Below are 23,322 nucleotides of genomic sequence, written 5' to 3' on the forward strand. Positions count from 1 at the left end.
AGCTGTCTACGAAAATAATAAAAATTATTTTCGTAAACAGCCTTTTTTGTTATATCAACCTTTAACTAAAGGAAGCTATCTCAAATTATGATTGAATAAACATTTCATCTATACAAGCTTCTTTTGCCTTTATATCCCCTTTAACTTTAGCCTCTTTTTTCACTTCACCTAAATTCTTAAAGGCTACTGACATCATAAGCTTAATTCTATTTAACTGATTAACAGTTGACACTCCTGGATCATAATCTATTGCTACTATGTTTGCCTTTGGATATTTCTCTTTTAACGCCTTAATCATCCCTTTGCCTGTTACATGGTTTGGTAAACATGCAAAAGGTTGTAAACAAGTTATATTAGTTGTTCCGCTTTCAATAAGCTCTATCATTTCTGATGTTAAAAACCAACCTTCTCCTGTTTGATTTCCAAGAGAAAGAATTGATGATGCCATATTAGCAAGAGTATATATATCCTTTGGACTATGAAATCTCTTACTATTACTTAACTCTCTTTTCATAACAAATCTATATCTTTCAATATAATTAATTGCAAATTCTGCTAACCTTTTAGTTACTTTACTCTTGCCTAAATAATCAGCCTTAAACCTTGAGTTATAACAACAATAAAGCAAGAAATCTGTAAGGTCTGGCACTACAGCCTCTCCACCTTCACTTTCTATTGTTCCTACTATATTATTATTAGCAGTTGGATGGAATTTTACTAATATTTCTCCAACCACTCCAACCTTAGGCTTATTTATATCTACTAATTCTATATTATCAAATTCTTTAATAATAGATGTTAAATTATTCTTAAACTCTTTCTTACTTCCATTAATTAAATTCCTCTTAGCTTTTTCATTCCAATTATTATAAAGTTTATTTACAGCCCCTTGTACCTTCTCATAAGGTCTTGTTCTATAAACAACTCTCATAAATAAATCTCCATAAATTAAAGCCATTAAAGCTCTATTTAAAAACTTTAAATTCACCTTAAAACCAGGTTGTCCTTCTAATCCTACAGCATTTAAAGATATTATTGGTACCTGCTCAAACCCTGCATGTCTAAGAGCCATCTTTAAAAATCCAATATAATTTGTTGCTCTACAGCCTCCCCCAGTTTGAGTTATTATAACTGAAGTATTATTAACATCATATTTTCCGCTTTTTAGCCCTTCAATAATTTGCCCTATTACTATTATGGATGGGTAGCAAGCATCATTATTAACATATTTTAATCCCTCATCTACAGCTTTACTATTAGTTGTACTTAATACTTCTAAATTATATCCAGCTGTACCTATTGCTGTTTGAAGTAGATTAAAATGTATTGGTGACATTTGAGGACATAAAATAGTATGCTTCTTTTTCATTTCCTTTGTAAATACAGGATTATTGTAAGCCATACTTGATGTAACTTGTTTATAATCTTTTCTTATTCTTTCCTCTACAGCTGCCTTTAAGGATCTTATTCTTATTTTAGCTGCTCCTAAATTATTACCTTCATCTATTTTTAAAGCTGTATATATTTTCCCTTTAGATGAAATTATCTCATTTACTTGATCTGTAGTTACTGCATCTAAACCACAGCCAAAAGAGTTAAGCTGAATGATATCAATATTAGGCTCATTTGCTATAAAACTTGCTGCTCTATATAGCCTTGAATGATACATCCATTGATCTACAACTCTTAGCTTCTCTTGAAGTTTACCTAAATGAGATACTGAATCCTCTGTTAAAACTGCCATTCCATAAGAAGTTATAATATCTGGAATACCATGATTTATCTCTGGATCTATGTGATATGGTCTTCCACATAAAACTATTCCTCTTTTATTATTCTTTTTTAAATAATCTAGTACTTCTTCTCCAGCTTTTTGTATATCCTTTTTATAATTTTCTCTCTCTAAAAAGCCTAAAGCAACTGCTTTCTTAGCTTCTTCTAAGGTTATATTAAAATCTTTAAATTCATCTACTATTCTCTTTGGTAGACCTTTTTCATCCTCTAAAGAAAAGAAACCTTCAATGAAATTAATTTTCTTTTCCTTTAAAGCATCTACATTATTTCTAATAACCTCTGGATAAGAAGTTACTATGGGACAGTTAAAATGATTATTTGAATCCTTAAATTCTCTTTTTTCGTAGGACACACAAGGATAAAATATTGTTTTTATTCCTCTATTTATAAGATTCATTATATGACCATGACTAAGCTTTGCTGGATAACAAGCCGATTCTGAAGGAATAGTCTCTATACCAGCTTCATAAAGCTTCTTACTTGAATTACTTGATAACTTAACACTAAACCCTAAGTTTGTTAAAATAGTAAACCAAAATGGATAATTCTCATATATATTAAGAACTCTAGGAATTCCAATTACCCCTCTTTTAGCTATCTTTTCTTCAATAGGCTTATAATTAAAAGTTCTTTTATACTTATATTTATATAAATTAGGCATCTCTTCCTTTTTAGAATTTTCTATGCCTAAGCCTCTTTCACATCTATTCCCTGAAATAAATTCCTCCCCATTTGTAAATTTATTCACAGTTAAAAGACAGTTATTACCACACTTTCCACATCTTTTAAAGGAAGATGACATTTTAAAAGTATCTATTATATCTTTAGGTAATAAAGATGTTCTTCTGCATTTATCTTTACATCTTTCCTTTGCTATAATAGCACATCCAAAGGCACCCATAAGCCCTGCAATATCTGGTCTTACAGCCTCTCTTTTAGAAATAAGCTCAAAGCTTCTAAGAACTGCTTCATTATAAAAAGTTCCACCTTGTACTATTACCTTTTTACCAATATCTTTTTCATCTCTTAGCTTTATCACCTTAAATAAAGCATTTTTTATTACTGAATAAGAAAGTCCTGCAGAAATATCTGAAACCTCTGCTCCTTCCTTTTGAGATTGCTTAACTCTGGAGTTCATAAATACAGTACATCTTGACCCAAGGTCAACTGGTGATTTTGAAAATAAAGCTTCCTTTGCAAAATCTTCTACTTTCATATCTAAAGACTTACTAAAACTTTCAATAAAAGAACCACATCCTGCTGAACATGCCTCATTTAATAATATGCTATCTATTGCTCCATTTTTTATTTTTAGACATTTCATATCTTGTCCACCAATATCTAGAATAAAATCTACTCCTGGTAAGAAATAGTCTGCTGCCTTATAATGAGCTATGGTTTCTATTTCTCCAATATCTACATGAAGTGCTGACTTTATTAAGGCTTCCCCATATCCAGTAACACAAGAATTAACTACCTCAACTTCCTTTGGAAGCTTATCATATAAATCCTTTAAAATTCCAACAACTTTATCTAAAGGATTCCCTTCATTGCTTTCATAAAAGGAATATAAAAGTTCACAAGCTTCATTAATAAGTACCACTTTAGTAGTTGTTGAACCTGCATCTATTCCTAAATAAGCCTTTCCTTTATAATTTTTTAAATCACTCTTTTTAACTACAGACTTATTATGTCTTTCTTTAAATATCTTATATTCATCCTCATTTTTAAATAGAGGCTCTAATCTTTCTTCTACTTTATCTTTTATATTAGCTATTTTCTTTACTTTTTCAAATATAAATTTAAGAGAAGTAAGGTCTTGGTCTTCTGATAATAAAGCTGCACCTACTGCAACAAAAAGCTGGGAGTTATCTGGTATAATTGCTTCCTCATCTTTTAAAGCTAAAGTCTCAATAAATCTCTTTCTAAGTTCTGATAAAAAATACAAAGGGCCTCCTAAAAAGGCTACATTCCCTCTTATAGGCTTCCCACAAGCTAGTCCTCCAATTGTTTGATTAACTACTGCTTGAAATATTGATGCTGCTATATCTTCTCTTCTAGCACCTTCATTTATTAAAGGTTGTACATCTGTTTTTGCAAAAACACCACATCTTGATGCTATTGGATAAATAACTTCATATCCTTTTGCAAATTCATTAAGTCCTGCTGCATCTGTATTTAATAAGACTGCCATCTGGTCAATAAATGCACCTGTACCACCTGCACAACTACCATTCATTCTTTGCTCAACTTCACCTTTAAAATATGTTATTTTAGCGTCTTCTCCACCAAGCTCTATTACAACATCAGTTTGTGGAATAATTTCTTCTACAGTTTTAGTACACGCAATTATCTCCTGTACAAAATTAACTTTAAGCCATTTAGATACTGAAAGTCCTCCTGAGCCTGTTACAGTTATTTTACAGGGAATATCACCCACCCCCTCATAGCAGTCTCTTATTAGAGCAATAATTGTACTTCTTATATCTGAAAAATGTCTTCTATATTTACTATATACTATCTCATTTTTATTATTAAGCACTGCTACTTTTACTGTCGTAGATCCTATATCCAGTCCAATCTTATAATTTTTCATTATTCTTCTCCCCCTGCTTAGTTGTCCTCCATAATTCGTAAATCCTTATTCTCAACCCTAAACCAAGTAAAAAATGAATTTTTTGTTAATTTTCCCTATTATGTCATTATAATTTAACAAATAATTATGGTCAATTAACGCTTTTCTCCATATTTAAACGCATTAAGCCATTTTTGCTTAAAAAATAAACAGAACTTTTCCTTATTAACAAAAGTTCTGCTTTTTTATTCATATTTCCTGGGAAATTCAACTTATTCCCCTCTCCTATATATTTTATTAATAAACTTCATAAATTATAACTTATTAATAAAATTATATTATTGCAAATTAAAAGGATGTCCAAAGACATCCTTATGCTATGTTATATTAGATTCTCCATAATTATTAATATTTTACAGTAAGGAATAAATACTACATATAATTTTGAAGAATCCATATTCTCCTTTATATAATATTTATACTTACTATTAAACTTAGGGAAATATTCCTTTGAAATTCCCAAATCTTTTAATGTTTCTATTATTTTATCTTCAAGTTCTTGATTTTCCCCATCTTTCCAATCTAAAATTGAATAAAGTTTATCAATATTTCTGTATTCAAATATATGATATTTTTTACCATAAGACCAAAATTTAGATTTACTATTAAAAGAATAAATTTCTTCATAATCACATGGTAATACTATATCCCAATTTGAATTTACAATAGAAGCATAACCCATTTCTTCTTTAAATGAATCAAAACAACCTAATAACGAAACTACTGTAGTTGTTATAATAGAAATTAAAGTAATAATTTTAATGTTTTTTCTCATATATCCATTCCCATCCCCGTTTAATCCCCAATAAATGTAAATAAATATTTTACATTATTTTACTATAAATATTATTATTTGTAAACAGATACTCTTGTCTATACAACTTCTTTTTCTACAAGTTATAAATTCATACTCTCTTTTTCATCTATTTACTATAAAATTCATTTTTTTATTCTAAAATAAAATCAAAATTATTCTTTTTATTCTGCTTTTTTCTACCTAGTATAAATGGTAACCATCTATTTATAATTTTAACTATTGGTAATATTACAATACATGCTATTATTACAAAATAAAAAGAAACCATAAGCTTATCTAATATAAATTGTGATTCAAATACAGCACTACTCATATTGCGTTTTAAAAAACCAAAAATAACATATTGATGTATTGCAAGATAAACAAAGGAATTTTTACCTATAAAGCTAATAAATTTACTATTAGGTAAATTCTTTATTATTATTATCGTTGCAAATATACCACTAATTGCAGCTATATAAAACAAAATAAAGCTTCCATACTTACCATTAGAAATATCAATATTAGTATTTATACTACCTGCAAGTAAATTTATAATTAGTAATATAATTATTATAGGAAATTTGCTTATCTTAGTTATTAATTTAGTCTTCTTAGTTAAATATCCTAAACCAAGAAATACTATTGCAGTTATTGCTGCATCCATACTCCACAAAAGACTTTCCCCTACAAATAAATTATATAAATATGATATAACTCCACATATAATAATTGAAATTATTATATCTCTATTATTATTTTTAAATAACTTAACTGTAAAATAAAATACAATTTCAGCTATAAATAAAGCTAAAACAAACCATAGTGTTCCATTACATAAAGTCCACTTTGTTCCTCTTATCCCCACAAACATACCTAATAAAGGTTGCATCGCACTATTTAAATTCTGCCCTGCAAATTCATTAAAAACAATAGCTCCAAATAAATAATTAGTTGTGCTAAATATAAAATACGGAATTAATAAACTTTTAAATTTTGATTTAAAAAACTTTTTGAAACTATCATACTTACTTATGTTTAAAAGATATCCAGATATGAAGAAAAATAATGGCATATGAAATGCATATATATATTTTCTAATTGGCTCTGGTAATGGTGTATGTGCAAACATAACTAATATCATACCAACACCCTTAACCATATCTATCCATTTTATTCTTTTACTCACATAGTCACCTCCAAAATTCTTCCTATTCCAATATAATACTATATTATTCGAGGTTTTATGTCAATTAAAGTATATTTGTTAAATATTATCCATTTTTTATAATTTGTTATTTAATTTAAGTCTAGAAAATATCAAATAACATAACCAGTAAAAAATACATATTTATTTTAACAAATCTATAAAAACTAATTTTTACAAAAAAAATACACCCAGCCTAAAAGGTGTATTTTTTCGAGGCCACTACTCCTCACGGTACGTTTTTACTTATATTATTAACATTGATAGATTCACAATATTATTATATATCATTTATTAACAGCTTTTCTTCTTTTTTACTAAAATTTTCATTTTGTTAACATTTTCAGTATATTTTTAACAATTCAGTTTAACCGTAAATATTTACACATTAACTTTATAATTATAAACTTATATTTTTCCCAAAATAATGATATAATTATATAGTAATTTTTCATAATTTTCACCTGTGCATTTTAATTTTTTCAATTTCAAGCTCTAAAAGCTTCTCTAAAAATTCTTTGCAAATTTTAGCTAAAGAAAAATGACAATAAATATAAAAATTTTATTCTATACTTTTTATATATCCATCTTCTATTCTTATTATTTTATTGCATTGGTTTGAAATATTTTCATCATGAGTTACAATAATTACTGTCTTTCCCTGTTTATTAAGCTCAATCAAAATATCCATAACTTGTTGAGATGTATCTTTATCAAGTGCTCCTGTTGGTTCATCTGCCAAAATAATTTGGGGGTTATTTACTAATGCTCTAGCAATTGCAACTCTTTGATTTTGTCCCCCAGATAATTCTCTTGGAAGTTTATCTTTTTTTTCTATAATATCTAATTTTTTCAATATATCTAATATCAACTCTTTTTTCTTTTTTCTTTTACTATATATTAATGGTAATTCAACATTCTCATAAACAGTATAGCTATTTATTAATCCAAAATATTGAAGCACAAAACCTATATTTAAGTTTCTACTTTTCCATCATTAACTCCATATGTTTTGTATATATTCTCGAGTTTTATTATTTCCATTACTCACTTCTCCTTACTAAATCATTTATTGAGTATTTATTTAGATTAATCCTAATTATTATAGAAATTATGATTGTTATAAAAATTAATACTCCTATGGTTAAAATAAAATAAATAATATTAAACCTAAAAATAGTAAAGTTAGTTAATATAATAGATGATATTAAACCACTTATTCCCAACAAAATAAATACTTGTCCTAAAACTCTATTTCTAATGTCTTTCATAGTTGCTCCCATCATAATATTAATACCATATTCTTTCCTTTCTTTATATATAGTATTAATCATTACTATAATCACTGATATTGTTGAGAATAATATTACTATACTAGATACGTAAATTGCAGGTTTTATAGTATCGTTACTTTCCTTTCTATACTCTTGTATAGATTTATTAAAATCATTTATTTGAAATTTCAATCCTGATTCAAATAAATAATCGTTAATATTATCTATAGATTCATTATTTTTAAGGATTATATATCCTCCTTGCATATAACTAAAAAGCTCTACTCTTTGAATTAATTTAACTCTATCATTTTTACCTTGTTGCATCATATATTCTTCTCTAAATGGAATTAATATAGCATTTTTTAAAGATTGTTGGTTAAATTGAATTCCTCCTAAATTTATATAACTATTATCTGCTAGTATTCCAATAACTTCTAACTTAACTTGTTTATATTCTCCATCTTTATCTGTAGTTATAGTTTCTATTTTATCTCCAACAGAATATTTATCCTTATATATGTTCCCTAGAACAATTGGTATATTATCCTCATCTACTCTCTTAAAATTATCAAAACCTCCATCTATAAAATCATAATTCATCTTTTCTAAAAATAATTTATTCAAATAAATTCCCTGAACTCTTATATATTCTGTACTATCAATATTTTCAGTAGAATATGTTACCACAGTATCTGGAATAGCTTGTTCTTTTTTTATAAAAACAACCTCTCTAACTGCTGACATAAATTCAATATCTTCATTTTCATTGAAGTAATTATTTATATCCTGAAGAATCTTTAAATTCTTTTTATTTTTTTCTATATCCGCACCTCTAATATTTTCTATTGCCAGCTTTTCATCCATCTTATAATACTTATCATTACCAAATTGCTTATTTACACTTTCAATTAAATTGTTTGCATCACTTAGAAATTGAATTGAAACATATATACATACTATTGCTATTGTAAATTGAAGAATAGTTAATAATGAAAAAGTAATTTTTTTACTTATTCCTTCGTATAAAAACTTGAAAACCATCTAAATATTCTCCTTAATAATAGAATTAATGTTCATTTTACTTATTTTAATAACTGAAGGAATAATACATGTAATACTTACAATCACATTTATTAATGTAATTATAAGTAAACTCTTTAAAGCTATTAATAAATTAATAGAATTTAAACCACCACAAATTCCAAATATTAAATAAGCTATAATAATTGAAGCTATAATTACAAATTCGTATTCTATAAATAAATTAAGAAAGATACTTGATTTACTTTCACCAACTAAGCTTTTAATACCGATTATTACTTTTTCTTTTTCAATCCAATAAGAACTTATATTAATTACAGTAGAAATTAAAGACATACTTGCTAATAATCCCATTATTAAATAAATACTATTGCTTGAAATAGCTTCATTTAGCGGTTCAACTATTGGTTCACTTATTTCCATAATTACTTTGTTTCTTTCATTTAATTGTTCATATATTTTTTTCGCAGTGTAAGCTGTAGAGCCATCTAATACATCAATCGTAATACTTTTTCTATTTAAATTAAAATCTTGAGAATTCATATTTATATAAATACTATCTCCCAACCCTTTAGTAGATTTATTACCTAAAATACCAACTACTTTATACTCTTGATTTTGTATTTTTACCTTTTGATCTTGTATGTTATCTTTTAATTTATACCCTACTAATGCTACTCTTTCTCCTCTCTTAATTTCCTCTAAAGTAAACATCCTTCCTTCTGTTAAAGGATAAGTCTTATCAATATTATAGTTGTAATAAACACCAATAATTTCAGTTGCCTTATAATCATTATTTATAAGTACCTTACCTTCTAAAACAACATTCTTATCTTTTAATGTATTAATTAAATTATTAATTTTAATATCCTCTGCTGTTTCAAATAATATTATTTTAGCATCTTTACTTATTAATGAATTTTTTGTTTTTATGTCTTGTTCAAAACTTAGTATATTTATTATTACTGATATAAAAAATACATTTATTAAAATAAATGTACTAAATAATACCCAATATTTTTTAATTAGTTTTTTAAGTTTCTTCATTAATTCACGCTCCAAATAACAATAATATCTCTAAGTTAACTTTTGTTATCCCTCTTTATTGAAATTATGTTAATTTAATATAAATAATTATATCAAACAATTCCATATTATGCTATTATTTAGCTAGATGTACTTTTGATAGAATACTATAACTGTAGTTATGTATTAAATATTTTTCTACTACTAAATCCACTATAAATTAAATAATTTAAGTTGCAACTGGAGGTAATGACAATGAATATACATCTCTGTTTTAAATCTATTTTCAAATGTACTACAAATTTATTAAAATATTTCTTTATATTTTTTGCATCTTTAATATTTTCTATAGCTTTACAAGAAAAATTAGCTTTTAATGATGATATTGGATTTTCTTTAGCTCTCTTAATATCAACTTTCTTTTTTCTATTAGCTTTAAAAATAGAGAAGAAAAAACCTATTGAGTTTTTAAGATTACGTAAAGTTAATTTTAAGCTCTTACCCTCTCTAATATTTTTATCTGTCATAATTCTTCTCTTTGAAATTGGTTTAGGGAATTTATTACATGAAATCTTTACCTCACCTATTTCTGATGATATGGACTTATGTTTTTTTAGCGTACTTCATATATTAATTTTAGCTCCTATCTGTGAGGAGATATTTTTTAGAGGAATTATCTTTGCAAAGTTAAAAAATATAATGCCACTTTCTTTAGCTATCTTTATTCAAGCTTTTTTATTTGGATTTTTACATGGTGGCCTATCTGGACATATAATTCAAGCATTAATCATTACAATTTCTGGGATAGTTTTAGGTTTGGTATATCACTATACAGAAAACTTATCAATGTCAATTTCCTTTCATTTTATTAATAATTTTATAGTTATGATTTTAAATATCCTTGATTTTGACATTAACCCAATTTTTTGTATTTTAATCTCTATCTTGTTACTAATAATATATATTAAATGGATTACTTCTATTAAGTATTAGTTATTATTATCCGAAAATCTAATTGATTAGATAATAAATACTTTAGAGGAGGAAATTTAATGAAGGGTACCGTTGTCGCAACCTGGATGAAAACCAACAGAGAATTATTTGGTGATAAAGCAGTAAATGAAGCTATGAATCGTGTTGGATGGAAACAAAATAAAATCTTTTCACCAATTGAAAATGTTGATGATGATAAAGTAAAAACTGTTATAAAACATATAGCCTCAAGTCAAAATATGGATGTTAAACTTTTATGGAGAAAAATTGGACAAGATAATATAAAAACTTTTAATAAGTATTATCCTGCTTTCTTTCAACATGAAAATGTATATTCATTTTTAAAATCAATGTTTGATGTACATGTAGTTATGACTAAGAAATTTGCAGGGGCTAAACCACCACTATTAACTATTAACCCTATATCTAGTAAAGAAGCTATTTTTACATATAATTCTTCAAGAGGAATGTTTGATTATTTCCTTGGTTTATTAGATGGAGTATTTGCTCACTTCAAGGAAAAAATTAGAGTAGAAGAAATTTCAAGAACTAATACTACATTAGATTTAAAACTTGTATTTGAAAAGGACATATACTATAGCCAAAAGTATTCCTTTAATAAACTGCTGTCTTTAGGCTTTATCAAAAACTTTGGAGCTAAAGCAGCTTTATTTACTTTCATAATATCTTTAATAGTAACAATCCCTCTTATGGGACTTGATAATATTTTAAAATCTTTAATAGCAAGTTCATTATCAGGTATAGCAACCTTTATAGGTGTATCTTTAATGTTAGCTCCTATTAATAGAATAAAAGAAGAGCTTAATAATGTAGTAGAAAATAAGTATCATATAGATGGTGAAATTAAAACTTATGATTTCTTTGAAGATATATATAATTCAATTAAGAAGCATAAAAATATTATTCAAGCTGACTTTGTTGGATTTAAAGGTATTACAGATGAAATGAATGCTTTTATAAACAATATAAATTGTATATCTAACTCTATGGATACTACTTCTAGTGAAATAAGTGGTATTGTAGAACAAGTTGCAGATAATGCAATTGTCCAAGCTAACAATACAGATGATGCCGTTCAATCCCTTAATGGAAATATTGGTGCATTAAAAAATATTGTTGAAAATGAAAATAGCAATAAAATACAATTAGAAACTGCTATGGAAAAAATAAATAATAGCTATGAAGAAATAGATAACGCAAGTAAAAATATTTCAATATCTTTAGATAAATTCAATGATGTTAAAGTAAAAGGAACTCATCTTGAAAATAGAGCTAAAGATATAACAAATATAGTTTCTATAGTATCCGGAATATCAGATCAAACTAACCTTTTAGCTCTGAATGCATCTATTGAAGCTGCTAGAGCTGGTGAACAAGGAAGAGGCTTTGTTGTAGTTGCTGATTCTATTAAGAAACTTTCAGAACAATCTAAAGATGCAGTTAAGGAAGTAAATTCAAATCTTAAACAATTTAGAGATGAAATTAAAACCTTAGTAGAACAAATTGAAGTTCAATATAATTTATTAGAACAAGAAACTGCTAGCTTAGGAGTTGTTAGAAATATAAGCTTTGAAGCTAATAGTTCAATACAAAAAGTAGCTACATCTATGATAGAAACTATAGAAAAATTGAATAAAGAAGCTGATTCAATTTCAATGGCTTATAAAAATATAGAAGCCTTATCAACTATAGCTGAAGAAAATTCAGCATCTTCTGAGTAAGTAAGTGCAAGTGTAACAACATATACAAATGAAATTAAAAAGCTTATGGAAAATATCTCTGACTTTAAAGGAATTACTGAAATTTTAAAAAAAGACTTAGAAAAATATAAAATATAAAAAGACTGCTAACACTTTGTCAGCAGTCTGAAGGGGTGATATTATGTCACCCCTTTATTTCTTTTATAAACTCCCAAGTAGCTCCATTATCTTTTGATTGATAAAGAGCCTTTGAGTTAACATTATAGTCACCATCTGCTCCTTGACCAACTAACATGTTTAAAACTCCATTTTCTTCATAAGGCATATCAGGAAAGTCAAAAGGATTTATACTTTCCCCATTATCTAAAACTACTTCTTTTAAAGGAAATTCTATTTTTTCATAGGATACTCCTCCATCTTCTGTACGATATAAATTAGAATAAGTACCACCACCATGGGATAACCCTAAAAATCCAAGTTTATCATTAATAAAAGTTATTCCTGCTGCTCCACCAAGTGAATCTTTAAAAGGCCCTTCATTTATAATTTCCCAAGTTGCACCACCATCAACAGTTTTCACTAAAGCATAGGATCTACTACCTGCTGCTGCACCTGTAACTTGTAAAAAATAATAAACATCATCTGATACATAGAATTTTTCATTATTATTTTCTTTAACTTCTTCTACTGATTTTTCCTCATCCTTTGGAAGTTCTTTAGATTTACTCCATTCAGTATCATTTTTCAAGTTATATCTTTGAGGAGTATATTTATCTTCCTTTTCTGGAACAAATATAGATACAGTATAACCTACTATAGGGGAATTAGTTTCTACTACTTTTCTCTCACCTTTTTCATTTATATTTATAATTCCATCTGTATTAAGTCCCCAATTTCTTTTTCCTAAATAAAGCAATCCATATTCTTTTTCATCCCATACACTTACTGCTTTCTCAAGAGAAATAGCTTTAACTATACTTAATAAAGGTTCTAAAAGCTTATCTTCATTATAGTCAGCATCTGCATATCTATTAAATTCAACTGTAATATCTTTAGATTTACTTTTATCATAGTTAATTAAAAAAGTTTCATCTTCTCCCTTATCATTTTTTCCATAAATAAAAGTATAAAAACTTGTTATAGTTCCATCCTTTTTAAAATTCAAATCGAATCTCTCACTAATATATAACTTACTTGGCAGAGGATATTTTTCGTTTATATCATAAAAAATTCCTTCTACACCGTCTTTATATATGTTGTTATGCTCAAACTTAACTGACTTTACATTTTTAACATCATCTATAAAAAATGAAAGTTTACCACTATAATTTGTAGCACTATCATAAACTTTTTTACCATAAATAGATGTTATTCCTATAATACTTATAATACAAACAGCAATCCAAGCCCCTTTATAATTTGAATATATCGGATTGTCTTCTTCTCCTAACTTTACTTTTCTTATAATTCTAATTGTAGTAAATAATATAATTAATATAGAAAATACTACACAACCTAATATTATAAGAATATTATTATCTACTCTTCCATACCTAGCTAATGACGTTAACTCATAACAAAATAGCCAATATAGAATTATTAGTATTGGATTAGTTATTAATGAAATAAATACTTTCTTTATACCCTTTTTAAACATTTATTGCACCCCTTTATTTTTGAAGTTATTGTAGATTAAATTATCCTTTAATTTCTTTTATAAATTCCATTTTAACAAACTCATCATAACCTGTAATTGTATTTTTATTATATATTGTTTTTATTTTAAATCCTGCTCTTTCATAACATTTAATTGCTCTTTTATTAAAAGAACGTACTTCTAAAATAATTTTTTTATTGGGATATAGCTTATTAGATTGACTTTTTACTATATTCATCAACTTTTTTCCTAAACCTGCTCCACATAGAGAAGGCTTTAAACCAAGTCCAATTAAAATGTAATCATTTTTATCTTGAAATCTTATATAAGCACATAAATTATTAGATTCATCTATTAATGCAATAAACTCTTTTTCTCGTTTTTCTTTAAGTGTAATAGCCCAATTTTCCTGACAGACTTTATTCCATTCTGGATAGTTATAAACATGATATTCCTCTTCATACTTCCAATTACAAATTTCCTTTGCATGTGATTCAGTAAAATTCGTTAATTTCATTTTATTTCTCTCCACCCTTAAAATATTTTGCTTTAATAATCTTATGAAATTTTTAAGAATACTCTTTTAACCAATAATAATAAAAATGGTGAAGAAGTATCTCTAACCCCTTCACTCAATTTAATTTTAAGCAACATATCTAGCTAATACTCTATCTATAATAAATATTACTGCTACTATAATAACTGCTGATATTATAGAAATATTTACTATAGTATAATTTAAATAATATGCACATATCACCATTATACCTAAAATCAACATACAAACAACCCAGGTTTTTAGAAAGGAAACTACCTTATTCTCCTTTTTATTATTAAGAGATGTTTTACAAATATAGTTAACAAAGATATTAGCTAAAGAAATTACAATTAGAATATTAATAATATCCCCTATAGATAAACTAAAATTCCAACTTTCATTATGTGTTATGAAATTTCCTATTGCCAATCTAATAATATAAACCATTCCTAATATCCAAATAGAAGAAGTAGACATTTCTACAATCCCTATTACCTTTTCAAATGTTGTTTTTTTAGGCATAGTTTCTATAATTTCATCGCATACTTCTTTATAGTTTTCCCCAATAACCTTTTGTATATCATCTCCACGATTCTGTCCATCAATAATCATTTGAATTAAATCTTCACGTACTAACTCCTGATTATATTCTGTCATATCTGATCCTCTAAGATAAACTATCATATCGGTATAGATTTTTTCATTATTTTTATAAATTTCTTTTTCTCTCTTGTTATTACTTTTAAGTAATTCCCTACATTTATTCTTCATTCTCATTCTCCTTTTCTAATAATTTATTTACTGCTTTATCTAGCTCTATCCAATTGTTTTTAAATTGGTTTAATGCTTCTATACCTATTAAAGTAAGTTTATAATATTTTCTTTTGGGTCCACTATTTGATTCTTTTAAGGTTGCACTTATCATGTTATTTTTTTGTAATCTTAATATTATAGGATAAATTGTACCTTCTGATATTTCACCAAATCCATATTTACTAAGTTTTTTAGATATTTCATATGCATAGGTTTCTTGTTTATTAATAATCTCTAAAATACATCCTTCTAACATTCCCTTAAGCATTTGTGATGGTATCATTTATTTCTCCTTTCTATCTTGTATTACAATATAGTATATATTGTATTGCAAGATACTATCTTTTGTCAATATTAATTAACACCATAAAAATAAGATAGGATTAAATCCTATCTTTAAACAAATGCTATTCTTTATTTAACATATTCAAAATTCTTTTTATAGCTCTTTAACTCTTTTAATTCCATACTTTCTGGTACTGAAAGTTCTTCTTTTGTTTTCTTAAATTCTTCTTCATTAAAAGGTCCATGCACTATATCTTTTTCAACCTCTATAACCCAAAACTCATACTCTTCTTCTGGAATAGATTCCATATACTTATCCTCTTCCATTAAATTGGTAAATTCTTTTTTTCTAGCTTTATATGTAGGTATTGATCTTGCAATAATATATTCATCATTGAAATTAAGTTCTATAACTTTTCCAGGTACTCTTGCATCTGATCCTTCCTTATCACTAGTCTTTATTATCACAACATTATATCTATTAATTTCCCATAATTGATAATCCTTTGTTAATTTCATTTTATAATCTGATTTTGGTGAAGCTATAATACATCCATGAAGATTTAATACTACTACCATAATAATTAAAATTGTTCCACCTATTTTGAATAATTTATTTTTCATAAAAGCTCCTCCTATTTGTTAATACTTAGTAAGTGTATATTTTTGTTCCTTAATTGTAAATTAATTCTGAACAAAACATCCAATAATCTAACTAAATAGAAGTTGTTTATGTAGAAAGTTTATTTTTAGTATAAAATAAATTGTTAAACTTTAGATGATTCTAAAATACTGAGCTAATTAACAAAGAATCTGTAAATTAAGATAATTATTTAATATTTAATTACGATTTTATTATCTCTCCAAATCTCCACTTTGCATATTCTTCTTCAAACCACCATATGTCTTTTTTATCTAAATCATTTGGTGAATCAGATACCCATAAAGTATTTACACTACTTATTCCATTTGTTCTCCTAAGATACTCAAATCTATCATATACCTGTAAACTTACCTTTTCCAATAATTGTGGTAAGTCATCTCTTGAAGATGATGGAGTTCTTTCATCAATAAAATATGGTCTATCATTTTCAAATACAAAAGCATCTTTAATCCAATAAGGACAACTGCTTATATGAGTAAAAGCTTCAAATTTTTCACATTCTCTTACTGTATCCATATAATATTTAACTGTATATTTTATGTTTGAACCTTTAATAAACTCTTCTATTTCTCCAATGAGATAATTATTTAAATCATTACCAGTAAAATACACATATAATTTTTTTGATACTGACCCATCATCATTTATTTTTGAAATATCTTTATATATATTATATCCCATAAATTCTTCGTAACTACTCATATAAATCACCACCTATAAAATACGTATATCTTGTTTCTAAATATCTTATGAAAAATTCTAATTCTATATCACTACAAAACATCTTTAAATTTTCATCTCTTTATTTATTATTTTTAAGCCATTGTATCGCGCTATATGTATGTATTGCTGCTCCTGTAGCTAATATTTCTTCATTAAATATTACTTTACTATTATGCATTGGTTCACCATATAATGGATTTTCTTGTTTTGTTCCTGCTCCTAACATAAAATATACACTTGGTACTTTGTATGAATAAGATGCAAAATCTTCTGAGCCCATTCCTCCACCTTCAAACATTACTACCGATTTTTCTCCTATTAACTCTTTAATATATGATATCATTTCATTAGCTAATTTTTTATCATTAATTAATGGTGGTACTGATGATAATTCTATTAGTTTAGCCTCTCCTCTAAACATTTTTGCAGTTGAAATTACTATATCGTTTATTCTATTAAATATAAATTCACCTAATTCTTTATCTAAACTTCTTATAGTTCCTTCCATAACTACTTGTGAAGGTATGATATTTGGTGCATCTCCACCTACAAATTTACCAATAGTTACAACTGCTGATTCAGTGGCTTTTATTTCTCTAGATATAATTTCTTGAATTGATAAGTATATATGTGCTGCTATATTAATTGGATCTACCCCTGTTTCTGGCATAGCTCCATGACAGCCTATTCCATTTACTTCTATTCTAAATCTATTGCATCCTGCAATAGAAGTTCCCATTCCACATATAACCATATTAGAAGGTGTTCCTGAATTTACATGCATAGCCAAAGCTACATCAACTTTTGGGTTTTCAAGTACTCCAGCTTCTAACATTTTCTTAGCTCCAGTAAACCCTTCTTCATCTGGTTGAAATACTAATTTTATTGTTCCTTCTATTTCATCTTGATTTTCTTTTAATAACTTAGCTGCCCCTAAAAGCATAGTAGTATGCATATCATGTCCACAAGAGTGCATATTTCTATTAGTAGACTTATAATTAACATCAGTATCTTCTAACATAGGTAATGCATCCATATCAGCTCTTAATAGGATTGTCTTGCCACCTTTCTTTCCCTCTATTATTGCTACAATTCCACTCTCACAAATTTCTTTTGGATCATAGCCAAATTCTCTTAGTTTATTCATTACAAAAGATTTTGTTTTAGGAAGATTATCACCTACCTCTGGATTTTTATGAAGAGTTCTCCTATACTTGATTAACTCATCTTTTATTAACCTAGCTTGCTTGATTATACTATTCATAATTCACCTCTACTAATTGTTTTATCTTTAATTAAGTTATTCTCATATATTAATTTTATTATAACATCAAAGTAAAATTTCTTTAATATGCAAGTCATTTAATAATATTATCATTTTCCTAAGCTCCTCTTTAATACTAATATTAAATTGGCAATGAAAATTATAAAACTTATTATTGAAATTATTTCTAACGAAATTGCCCATACATTATATCCCCCAGCACTATTATCAGCTAATACTCCTTGGAACATCAATCCTGACCACATAGCTATACCACAAAACACATCTATTATTAAGTCTATCTTATTAAAATTTCTTTCTGTTTTCTTTTTATTACTATAAATAGCTTTGCAAAAGTTAACTATTACAATAATAAACAATACTATATATGGGAAAAATGCAAACTTGAAGTGATACATTATATCTTCCACATTGCTTATTTCTGTAACAAGTGGATTTTTATATGGGTTATTAATATCAATAATGAAAAAATATATCCATAATCCAACAATAGTAAGTGCTGTTATTGTTGCTAAAGGTAATAAGTGTTTTATAACTTCATAAGCTCTCTTTTTCATTTTATCCCTCCAAAACCTTACTTCTTATTTTAAATTTTGTACTCTCATAGGTTAATATTATATCCTAAAAACATCTCTTATAACTCTCTCCCCCTTTTGTATATCACTATATAAATATTATACTTTATTTCAAAATAAAGGGAAATAGGAAGCTATATTTTTATAAAAAAATAAGATAGGTTTTAATCCTATCTTAAATATTAAATATCTTTATTAGAAATACTTCTTGGCCATGAAAGTAATTTTTTCTTATCTATTTTCAAGTTTTTTTCATTTGCAAAGTTTATATCACAGAAATAGTTATGATAATTAGCTATCCAAACATATTTGTCCCAAACCCTTATGTTCTCTTTATATAAATCTAACATTTCCTCTAATTTAACTTTATGTCTAAAAAGTAATTATATTTGAGTTTTTTCAAATTCATAATTATTATTACATTTGGTATACTTTTTAAATATTGTATTTAGATAATTTAAAAACCATTGTCCATCACTATCTATTAATATCTTATTTTGCTGTGGAGCTATATCGTAATTATTTATATATTTTTGTAATCTATTTACTATTTTGTTGTCTAATACAATTCTTGGATAGCAAGCTAAATTACTTTCAACGTAATGTGCATCTAAAAGTGCTGGTCCAAAAACTATATCCTCATTAATGTAAAATTCACCTACACTAACTCCACCTCTAACAAAAAGACCTTCTAAGGCTAAATTAAATTGATATTCTGATACATTATCTAGTATTTCATTTAGACTTTCTTCCCCATCATCTTTTATAGGATAACCTATAATCATATTATCAGTGTATATTTTTATTTTTCCCTTGCTATACTTATTCTTAATTATACATTGCTTATTTTTATTTATAAGAAAATTAATTTCTCTAAGCAAATTATTTCCATATTTATTATTGCATGATTGTATTATCATTTGTGAAAAGCCTAATATATCTATAGTACATACCATAGAGTTGACAAGCATTGGATTATCTTCATTATATTCTTGCATACTTTTTCTCCTCCATTTAAAACACTATATTTATTATAGTTTAATATTTACTTTTAATTATTATAATTATATCTTTTATTGTAATAAAAAAAGATTGCAGTTTAAACTACAATCTTTGCTAATCTAAAATTATCTGTTATTTTGTTCTTTCTTAGCTCTTCTACAAGATATGCATCTTGTTGGTTCATTTGTAAATCCTTTTTCTTTGTAGAATTCTTGTTCTCCTACTGAAAATATGAATTCACTTCCACAATCTCTACATTTTAATATTTTATCTGTCATAAATATTCCTCCTAAAATTAAAGATTCTAAATTGATATAATAATCTCTAATTTCTGAGAAACTATCTACCTAAATAAAACTTCTTTGTTAGCAATTTTGCTACTCATTTATAATAACATACTATTTACTTAATTACAACTTATTTATTGTAATTATTTTTATTTTGGAATAATTATTAACTAACTATAAATTTATGTTACTAGTTTTTTTCTACTATATTAACTAATCCTATCTTAAATTTTGATTATTCTTGTTGTACCACTTTATAATAAACATTTGATGTTATTACATATACAATTACGTAAAGTATAATAAATACTATAGCTGTTATTATTGTTACTATTAAAAATATATTTATATCAAATAGGCCAAATAGTCCTAGTAGTTTTGATATTGGTTTAAATGCAAAGGCTGTATGGATTAGTGCTATTCCTACTGGGAAAAAGAACACCATAAGCACTTGTTTATTAATAACTTTTTTAACTTCTTCTTTGCTCATTCCAACTTTTTGCACGATTTGGAATCTATCGCTATCATCATATCCTTCTGATATTTGTTTATAATAAATTATTAATACAGTTCCTAGGATAAATAATAATCCTAAAAAGCTACCTAAAAATATGCATCCTCCATTTACAACGTAAAAATCTTTTCTATCTATATCAATGTTACTAATCTTTGCTAATTTGGTATTTGTTAAATCACTACTTATTGCTTCACAAAAGTTTATTTTGTCTTCTTTAGTTCCATCTAAATTAAATTTAATTTCATTTGTTGAAAATAATGCTCCTTTATCTGCTGAATCTTTACATACCTTTTCTATCACTTGTTGATTTTTAAGAACTACACAATATTCATCTGTTATATTATTTTTATTTTTATTAACTACCTTAAAGCTATCTAAATTTTTGGCTATTTTAAATTTATTATCATTAATAACTATTGAATCACCAGTATACTCTTTTGATACAGAGAATATTAAAGCTTCATTATCCTTTAGTTCTATATTTTTATTTTCTATTTTGTTGTAATCATCTAATGAATAAATTTGAATAACGCTAATGTCTTCAATTCCAGAAGTTTTTTGTTCTATTGCTGATTTAAAATTTTCACCATCAGCATTTACCATTAAATTAAAATTATTAAATTTCTTTAAATCAGTTATCTTTACGTTGTAGTTACTAGCTTTATTTTCTAAGTTATCACTAATTTTAGTATAAAGTTCTTTTTCTGAAGCTGGAACTTTTATTTCTGTATCATATGGATATGCAATTTTTAAGCTTCCCTCTTGACCTGCATATAAAGAAACTGTTGTGGATATTGTAATTAATACTGCTGTACATAATATACATATACTAGCAAGTCCTACTGCATTTTGCTTCATACGATAAGTCATACCTGATACTGATATAAAGTTTTTTGATTTATAATAGAAGCTTTTATTTTTCTTTAACAATTTTAAAATTGCAATACTTCCACTTGTAAATAGACTGTAAGTTCCTAGAATTACAAGTATAATTGCTATAAATACTATTGAAAGTGCTTTTAAAGGCTTATCTACTGTACTCGCCATTGTGTACCCTGCTGTTAAAAATCCAAAAGCACATATTGTTAAAATCCAAGATGCCTTTGGTTCTTTTTCACCTTTTTCTCCACCCCTTAAAAGCTCTATTGGATTATTTACTTTAACCATTATTATATTTTGAAGAAGAACTACTATAAAAATAGCTACAAATAAAAATACTGTATTTTTCATTGCAACTAATGATATAGAAAATGTACTTGAAATACTAATACTAACTTTTAATAAATTAATTAATATTAGAAATAATAGTTTTCCTAATATACTACCTAAAATAATTCCTAGAATTAAGCTTCCAAAACCTATAATTAAAGTTTCAATTATTAGAATTTTACCTATATGCTTCTTTTCCATTCCTAAAACATTATAAAGTCCTATCTCCTTTTTTCTTCTTTTAATTAAAAAGCTATTTGTATAAAATAAAAATATAATTGAAAATAAACCTATAATTTTAACTCCAATACCAAGAAGTATTTTTAATGCACCTGCTCCTCTTACAGAGTCCAACCCTTCATTTGTAGCTATACAACTCATAACATAAAACATCATTATTGTACCTATACATGCTAATATATAAGGAAGATATGTCTTTTTATTTTTTAGTAAATTATTCTTTGCTATATTAACGTACATTGAATTTTTCATTATTTTTCCCTCCTGTAGCAAGTATAGTAAGGGTATCAGAGATTTTTTCATACATCTTCTCGTTATCCATAGAGCCTCTATATATTTGATTGAATATCTTGCCATCTTTAATAAATAATACACGACTTGCATGACTAGCTGCTAAAGTACTATGGGTTACCATAAGAATTGTTTGTCCTAATTTATTAATATTAGAAAATAAATCTAATATTTCTGCTGTTGTTTTTGAATCTAAAGATCCTGTTGGTTCATCTGCAAGTAATAATTCTGGACTAGATATTATAGCTCTTGCTATAGCAGCTCTTTGCTTTTGTCCACCTGATACTTCATATGGATATTTTTCTAATATATCTTCTATTCCTATCATATCTGCAATAGGCTTTAAGCTTTCTTCCATTTCTTTATACTTTTTCCCTGCTAATACTAATGGTAAAAAAATATTGTCCTTTAAGGAAAATGTATCTAAAAGGTTAAAATCTTGAAATACATATCCAAGGTGATTTCTACGAAAGGCTGCCATATCTTTTTCCTTTATGCTAGTTATATTTTTCCCCTTTAATAAAACTTCTCCACTAGTTGATTTATCTAAAGAAGCTAATATATTTAAAAGTGTTGTTTTACCTGATCCTGATTCACCCATTATAGCTATATACTCACCATTTTCTACTGAAAAGGAAACATCCCTTAAGGCTTCTACCTTATTTCCACCAAATCTTGTGCTATATACTTTTTTTAAATTTTTAATTTCTAATATTGCCATATTTATACCTCCAAAACTCTCTTAA

19 protein-coding genes and 2 pseudogenes are annotated in these 23,322 nt (G+C 26.2%); 2 read left to right on the forward strand and 19 right to left on the reverse strand.

Annotation, left to right across the window (positions count from 1 at the left end; all coding sequences use genetic code 11):
* Positions 1-85: 85 nt before the first annotated feature.
* The 6 genes and pseudogenes from BTM21_RS09620 to BTM21_RS09645 all read right to left on the reverse strand — a co-directional run bounded on the left by BTM21_RS09620 (position 86) and on the right by BTM21_RS09645 (position 9,797).
* Entirely contained in the window at positions 86-4,390 is a 4,305-nt protein-coding gene (locus BTM21_RS09620; protein WP_079481127.1) for a 2-hydroxyacyl-CoA dehydratase, read from the reverse strand.
* A 361-nt stretch (positions 4,391-4,751) separates the two neighbouring features.
* Positions 4,752-5,204 carry a hypothetical protein gene (locus BTM21_RS09625; protein WP_021874898.1) on the reverse strand — a complete coding sequence of 151 codons (453 nt, stop codon included), beginning with the start codon at positions 5,202-5,204 and terminating at the stop codon, positions 4,752-4,754.
* Between the two features lie 172 nt (positions 5,205-5,376).
* Entirely contained in the window at positions 5,377-6,414 is a 1,038-nt protein-coding gene (locus BTM21_RS09630; protein WP_021874897.1) for an acyltransferase family protein, read from the reverse strand.
* Positions 6,415-6,994: 580 nt separating this feature from the next.
* Positions 6,995-7,411, reverse strand: a pseudogene (locus BTM21_RS09635) (ABC transporter ATP-binding protein); the annotation flags it as partial.
* A 64-nt stretch (positions 7,412-7,475) separates the two neighbouring features.
* Positions 7,476-8,750: an ABC transporter permease family protein gene (locus BTM21_RS09640; RefSeq protein ID WP_021874895.1), complete on the reverse strand. Its 1,275-nt coding sequence runs from the start codon at positions 8,748-8,750 to the stop codon at positions 7,476-7,478.
* Positions 8,751-9,797: an ABC transporter permease gene (locus tag BTM21_RS09645; protein ID WP_021874894.1), complete on the reverse strand. Its 1,047-nt coding sequence runs from the start codon at positions 9,795-9,797 to the stop codon at positions 8,751-8,753.
* 234 nt (positions 9,798-10,031) lie between these two features.
* On the opposite strand from BTM21_RS09645, the gene BTM21_RS09650 reads away from it, so the two are divergent.
* Together BTM21_RS09650 and BTM21_RS09655 are read left to right on the forward strand one after the other, a co-directional pair.
* On the forward strand, positions 10,032-10,769 hold the full coding sequence (locus BTM21_RS09650; RefSeq protein ID WP_161493081.1) for a type II CAAX endopeptidase family protein: 738 nt from the start codon (positions 10,032-10,034) through the stop codon (positions 10,767-10,769).
* Between the two features lie 59 nt (positions 10,770-10,828).
* Positions 10,829-12,628 (forward strand): annotated as a pseudogene (locus BTM21_RS09655) (heme NO-binding domain-containing protein).
* 46 nt (positions 12,629-12,674) lie between these two features.
* Here the strand turns inward: BTM21_RS09655 and BTM21_RS09660 are convergent.
* The 13 genes from BTM21_RS09660 to BTM21_RS09715 form a co-directional block, all read right to left on the reverse strand.
* Positions 12,675-14,147 (reverse strand): WD40/YVTN/BNR-like repeat-containing protein, encoded by a 1,473-nt coding sequence (locus tag BTM21_RS09660; RefSeq protein ID WP_021874891.1) that lies wholly within the window; start codon positions 14,145-14,147, stop codon positions 12,675-12,677.
* 40 nt (positions 14,148-14,187) lie between these two features.
* A complete protein-coding gene (locus tag BTM21_RS09665) occupies positions 14,188-14,664 on the reverse strand; it encodes a GNAT family N-acetyltransferase (protein ID WP_079481125.1) in 477 nt (158 codons plus the stop codon).
* A gap of 126 nt (positions 14,665-14,790) precedes the next feature.
* Positions 14,791-15,456, reverse strand: coding sequence for a hypothetical protein (locus tag BTM21_RS09670; RefSeq protein WP_079481124.1), 666 nt, complete (start codon positions 15,454-15,456; stop codon positions 14,791-14,793).
* Entirely contained in the window at positions 15,446-15,781 is a 336-nt protein-coding gene (locus BTM21_RS09675; protein WP_021874888.1) for a PadR family transcriptional regulator, read from the reverse strand. The genes BTM21_RS09670 and BTM21_RS09675 overlap by 11 nt, the downstream gene beginning before the upstream one ends.
* A 131-nt stretch (positions 15,782-15,912) precedes the next feature.
* Positions 15,913-16,407, reverse strand: a complete 495-nt coding sequence (locus BTM21_RS09680; protein ID WP_021874887.1) for a DUF3997 domain-containing protein — start codon at positions 16,405-16,407, stop codon at positions 15,913-15,915.
* A gap of 220 nt (positions 16,408-16,627) precedes the next feature.
* On the reverse strand, positions 16,628-17,149 hold the full coding sequence (locus tag BTM21_RS09685; RefSeq protein WP_021874886.1) for a hypothetical protein: 522 nt from the start codon (positions 17,147-17,149) through the stop codon (positions 16,628-16,630).
* Between the two features lie 100 nt (positions 17,150-17,249).
* Entirely contained in the window at positions 17,250-18,434 is a 1,185-nt protein-coding gene (locus tag BTM21_RS09690) for a M20 metallopeptidase family protein (protein ID WP_096145420.1), read from the reverse strand.
* A 110-nt stretch (positions 18,435-18,544) separates the two neighbouring features.
* The gene (locus BTM21_RS09695; RefSeq protein WP_021874884.1) at positions 18,545-19,012 is read right to left on the reverse strand and encodes a hypothetical protein; all 468 of its coding nucleotides are present in this window, start codon (positions 19,010-19,012) and stop codon (positions 18,545-18,547) included.
* Positions 19,013-19,212: 200 nt separating this feature from the next.
* Positions 19,213-19,380 (reverse strand): hypothetical protein, encoded by a 168-nt coding sequence (locus tag BTM21_RS13990; protein ID WP_021874883.1) that lies wholly within the window; start codon positions 19,378-19,380, stop codon positions 19,213-19,215.
* A 33-nt stretch (positions 19,381-19,413) separates the two neighbouring features.
* Positions 19,414-20,028: a hypothetical protein gene (locus BTM21_RS09700; RefSeq protein WP_021874882.1), complete on the reverse strand. Its 615-nt coding sequence runs from the start codon at positions 20,026-20,028 to the stop codon at positions 19,414-19,416.
* 129 nt (positions 20,029-20,157) lie between these two features.
* A complete protein-coding gene (locus tag BTM21_RS09705) occupies positions 20,158-20,310 on the reverse strand; it encodes a zinc-ribbon domain-containing protein (protein ID WP_021874881.1) in 153 nt (50 codons plus the stop codon).
* Positions 20,311-20,554: 244 nt separating this feature from the next.
* The gene (locus BTM21_RS09710; protein WP_161493080.1) at positions 20,555-22,537 is read right to left on the reverse strand and encodes an ABC transporter permease; all 1,983 of its coding nucleotides are present in this window, start codon (positions 22,535-22,537) and stop codon (positions 20,555-20,557) included.
* Positions 22,515-23,297, reverse strand: coding sequence for an ABC transporter ATP-binding protein (locus BTM21_RS09715; protein WP_021874879.1), 783 nt, complete (start codon positions 23,295-23,297; stop codon positions 22,515-22,517). Before BTM21_RS09715 ends, BTM21_RS09710 begins: the two co-directional genes overlap by 23 nt.
* Between the last annotated feature and the right edge of the window lie 25 nt (positions 23,298-23,322).

Source organism: Clostridium chauvoei, assembly GCF_002327185.1.
Classification (GTDB): Bacteria; Bacillota; Clostridia; order Clostridiales; family Clostridiaceae; genus Clostridium; species Clostridium chauvoei.

What these genes read in the sequence shown, in the direction of transcription:
- BTM21_RS09705 (WP_021874881.1), bottom strand. Translation starts at nt 20,310, where the DNA reads ATGACAGATAAAATATTAAAATGTAGAGATTGTGGAAGTGAATTCATA.
- BTM21_RS09660 (WP_021874891.1), bottom strand. Translation starts at nt 14,147, where the DNA reads ATGTTTAAAAAGGGTATAAAGAAAGTATTTATTTCATTAATAACTAAT.
- BTM21_RS13990 (WP_021874883.1), bottom strand. Translation starts at nt 19,380, where the DNA reads ATGTTAGATTTATATAAAGAGAACATAAGGGTTTGGGACAAATATGTT.
- BTM21_RS09650 (WP_161493081.1), top strand. Translation starts at nt 10,032, where the DNA reads ATGAATATACATCTCTGTTTTAAATCTATTTTCAAATGTACTACAAAT.
- BTM21_RS09700 (WP_021874882.1), bottom strand. Translation starts at nt 20,028, where the DNA reads ATGCAAGAATATAATGAAGATAATCCAATGCTTGTCAACTCTATGGTA.
- BTM21_RS09685 (WP_021874886.1), bottom strand. Translation starts at nt 17,149, where the DNA reads ATGAGTAGTTACGAAGAATTTATGGGATATAATATATATAAAGATATT.
- BTM21_RS09690 (WP_096145420.1), bottom strand. Translation starts at nt 18,434, where the DNA reads ATGAATAGTATAATCAAGCAAGCTAGGTTAATAAAAGATGAGTTAATC.
- BTM21_RS09670 (WP_079481124.1), bottom strand. Translation starts at nt 15,456, where the DNA reads ATGAAGAATAAATGTAGGGAATTACTTAAAAGTAATAACAAGAGAGAA.
- BTM21_RS09715 (WP_021874879.1), bottom strand. Translation starts at nt 23,297, where the DNA reads ATGGCAATATTAGAAATTAAAAATTTAAAAAAAGTATATAGCACAAGA.
- BTM21_RS09675 (WP_021874888.1), bottom strand. Translation starts at nt 15,781, where the DNA reads ATGATACCATCACAAATGCTTAAGGGAATGTTAGAAGGATGTATTTTA.
- BTM21_RS09695 (WP_021874884.1), bottom strand. Translation starts at nt 19,012, where the DNA reads ATGAAAAAGAGAGCTTATGAAGTTATAAAACACTTATTACCTTTAGCA.
- BTM21_RS09625 (WP_021874898.1), bottom strand. Translation starts at nt 5,204, where the DNA reads ATGAGAAAAAACATTAAAATTATTACTTTAATTTCTATTATAACAACT.
- BTM21_RS09645 (WP_021874894.1), bottom strand. Translation starts at nt 9,797, where the DNA reads ATGAAGAAACTTAAAAAACTAATTAAAAAATATTGGGTATTATTTAGT.
- BTM21_RS09620 (WP_079481127.1), bottom strand. Translation starts at nt 4,390, where the DNA reads ATGAAAAATTATAAGATTGGACTGGATATAGGATCTACGACAGTAAAA.
- BTM21_RS09640 (WP_021874895.1), bottom strand. Translation starts at nt 8,750, where the DNA reads ATGGTTTTCAAGTTTTTATACGAAGGAATAAGTAAAAAAATTACTTTT.
- BTM21_RS09680 (WP_021874887.1), bottom strand. Translation starts at nt 16,407, where the DNA reads ATGAAAAATAAATTATTCAAAATAGGTGGAACAATTTTAATTATTATG.
- BTM21_RS09710 (WP_161493080.1), bottom strand. Translation starts at nt 22,537, where the DNA reads ATGAAAAATTCAATGTACGTTAATATAGCAAAGAATAATTTACTAAAA.
- BTM21_RS09665 (WP_079481125.1), bottom strand. Translation starts at nt 14,664, where the DNA reads ATGAAATTAACGAATTTTACTGAATCACATGCAAAGGAAATTTGTAAT.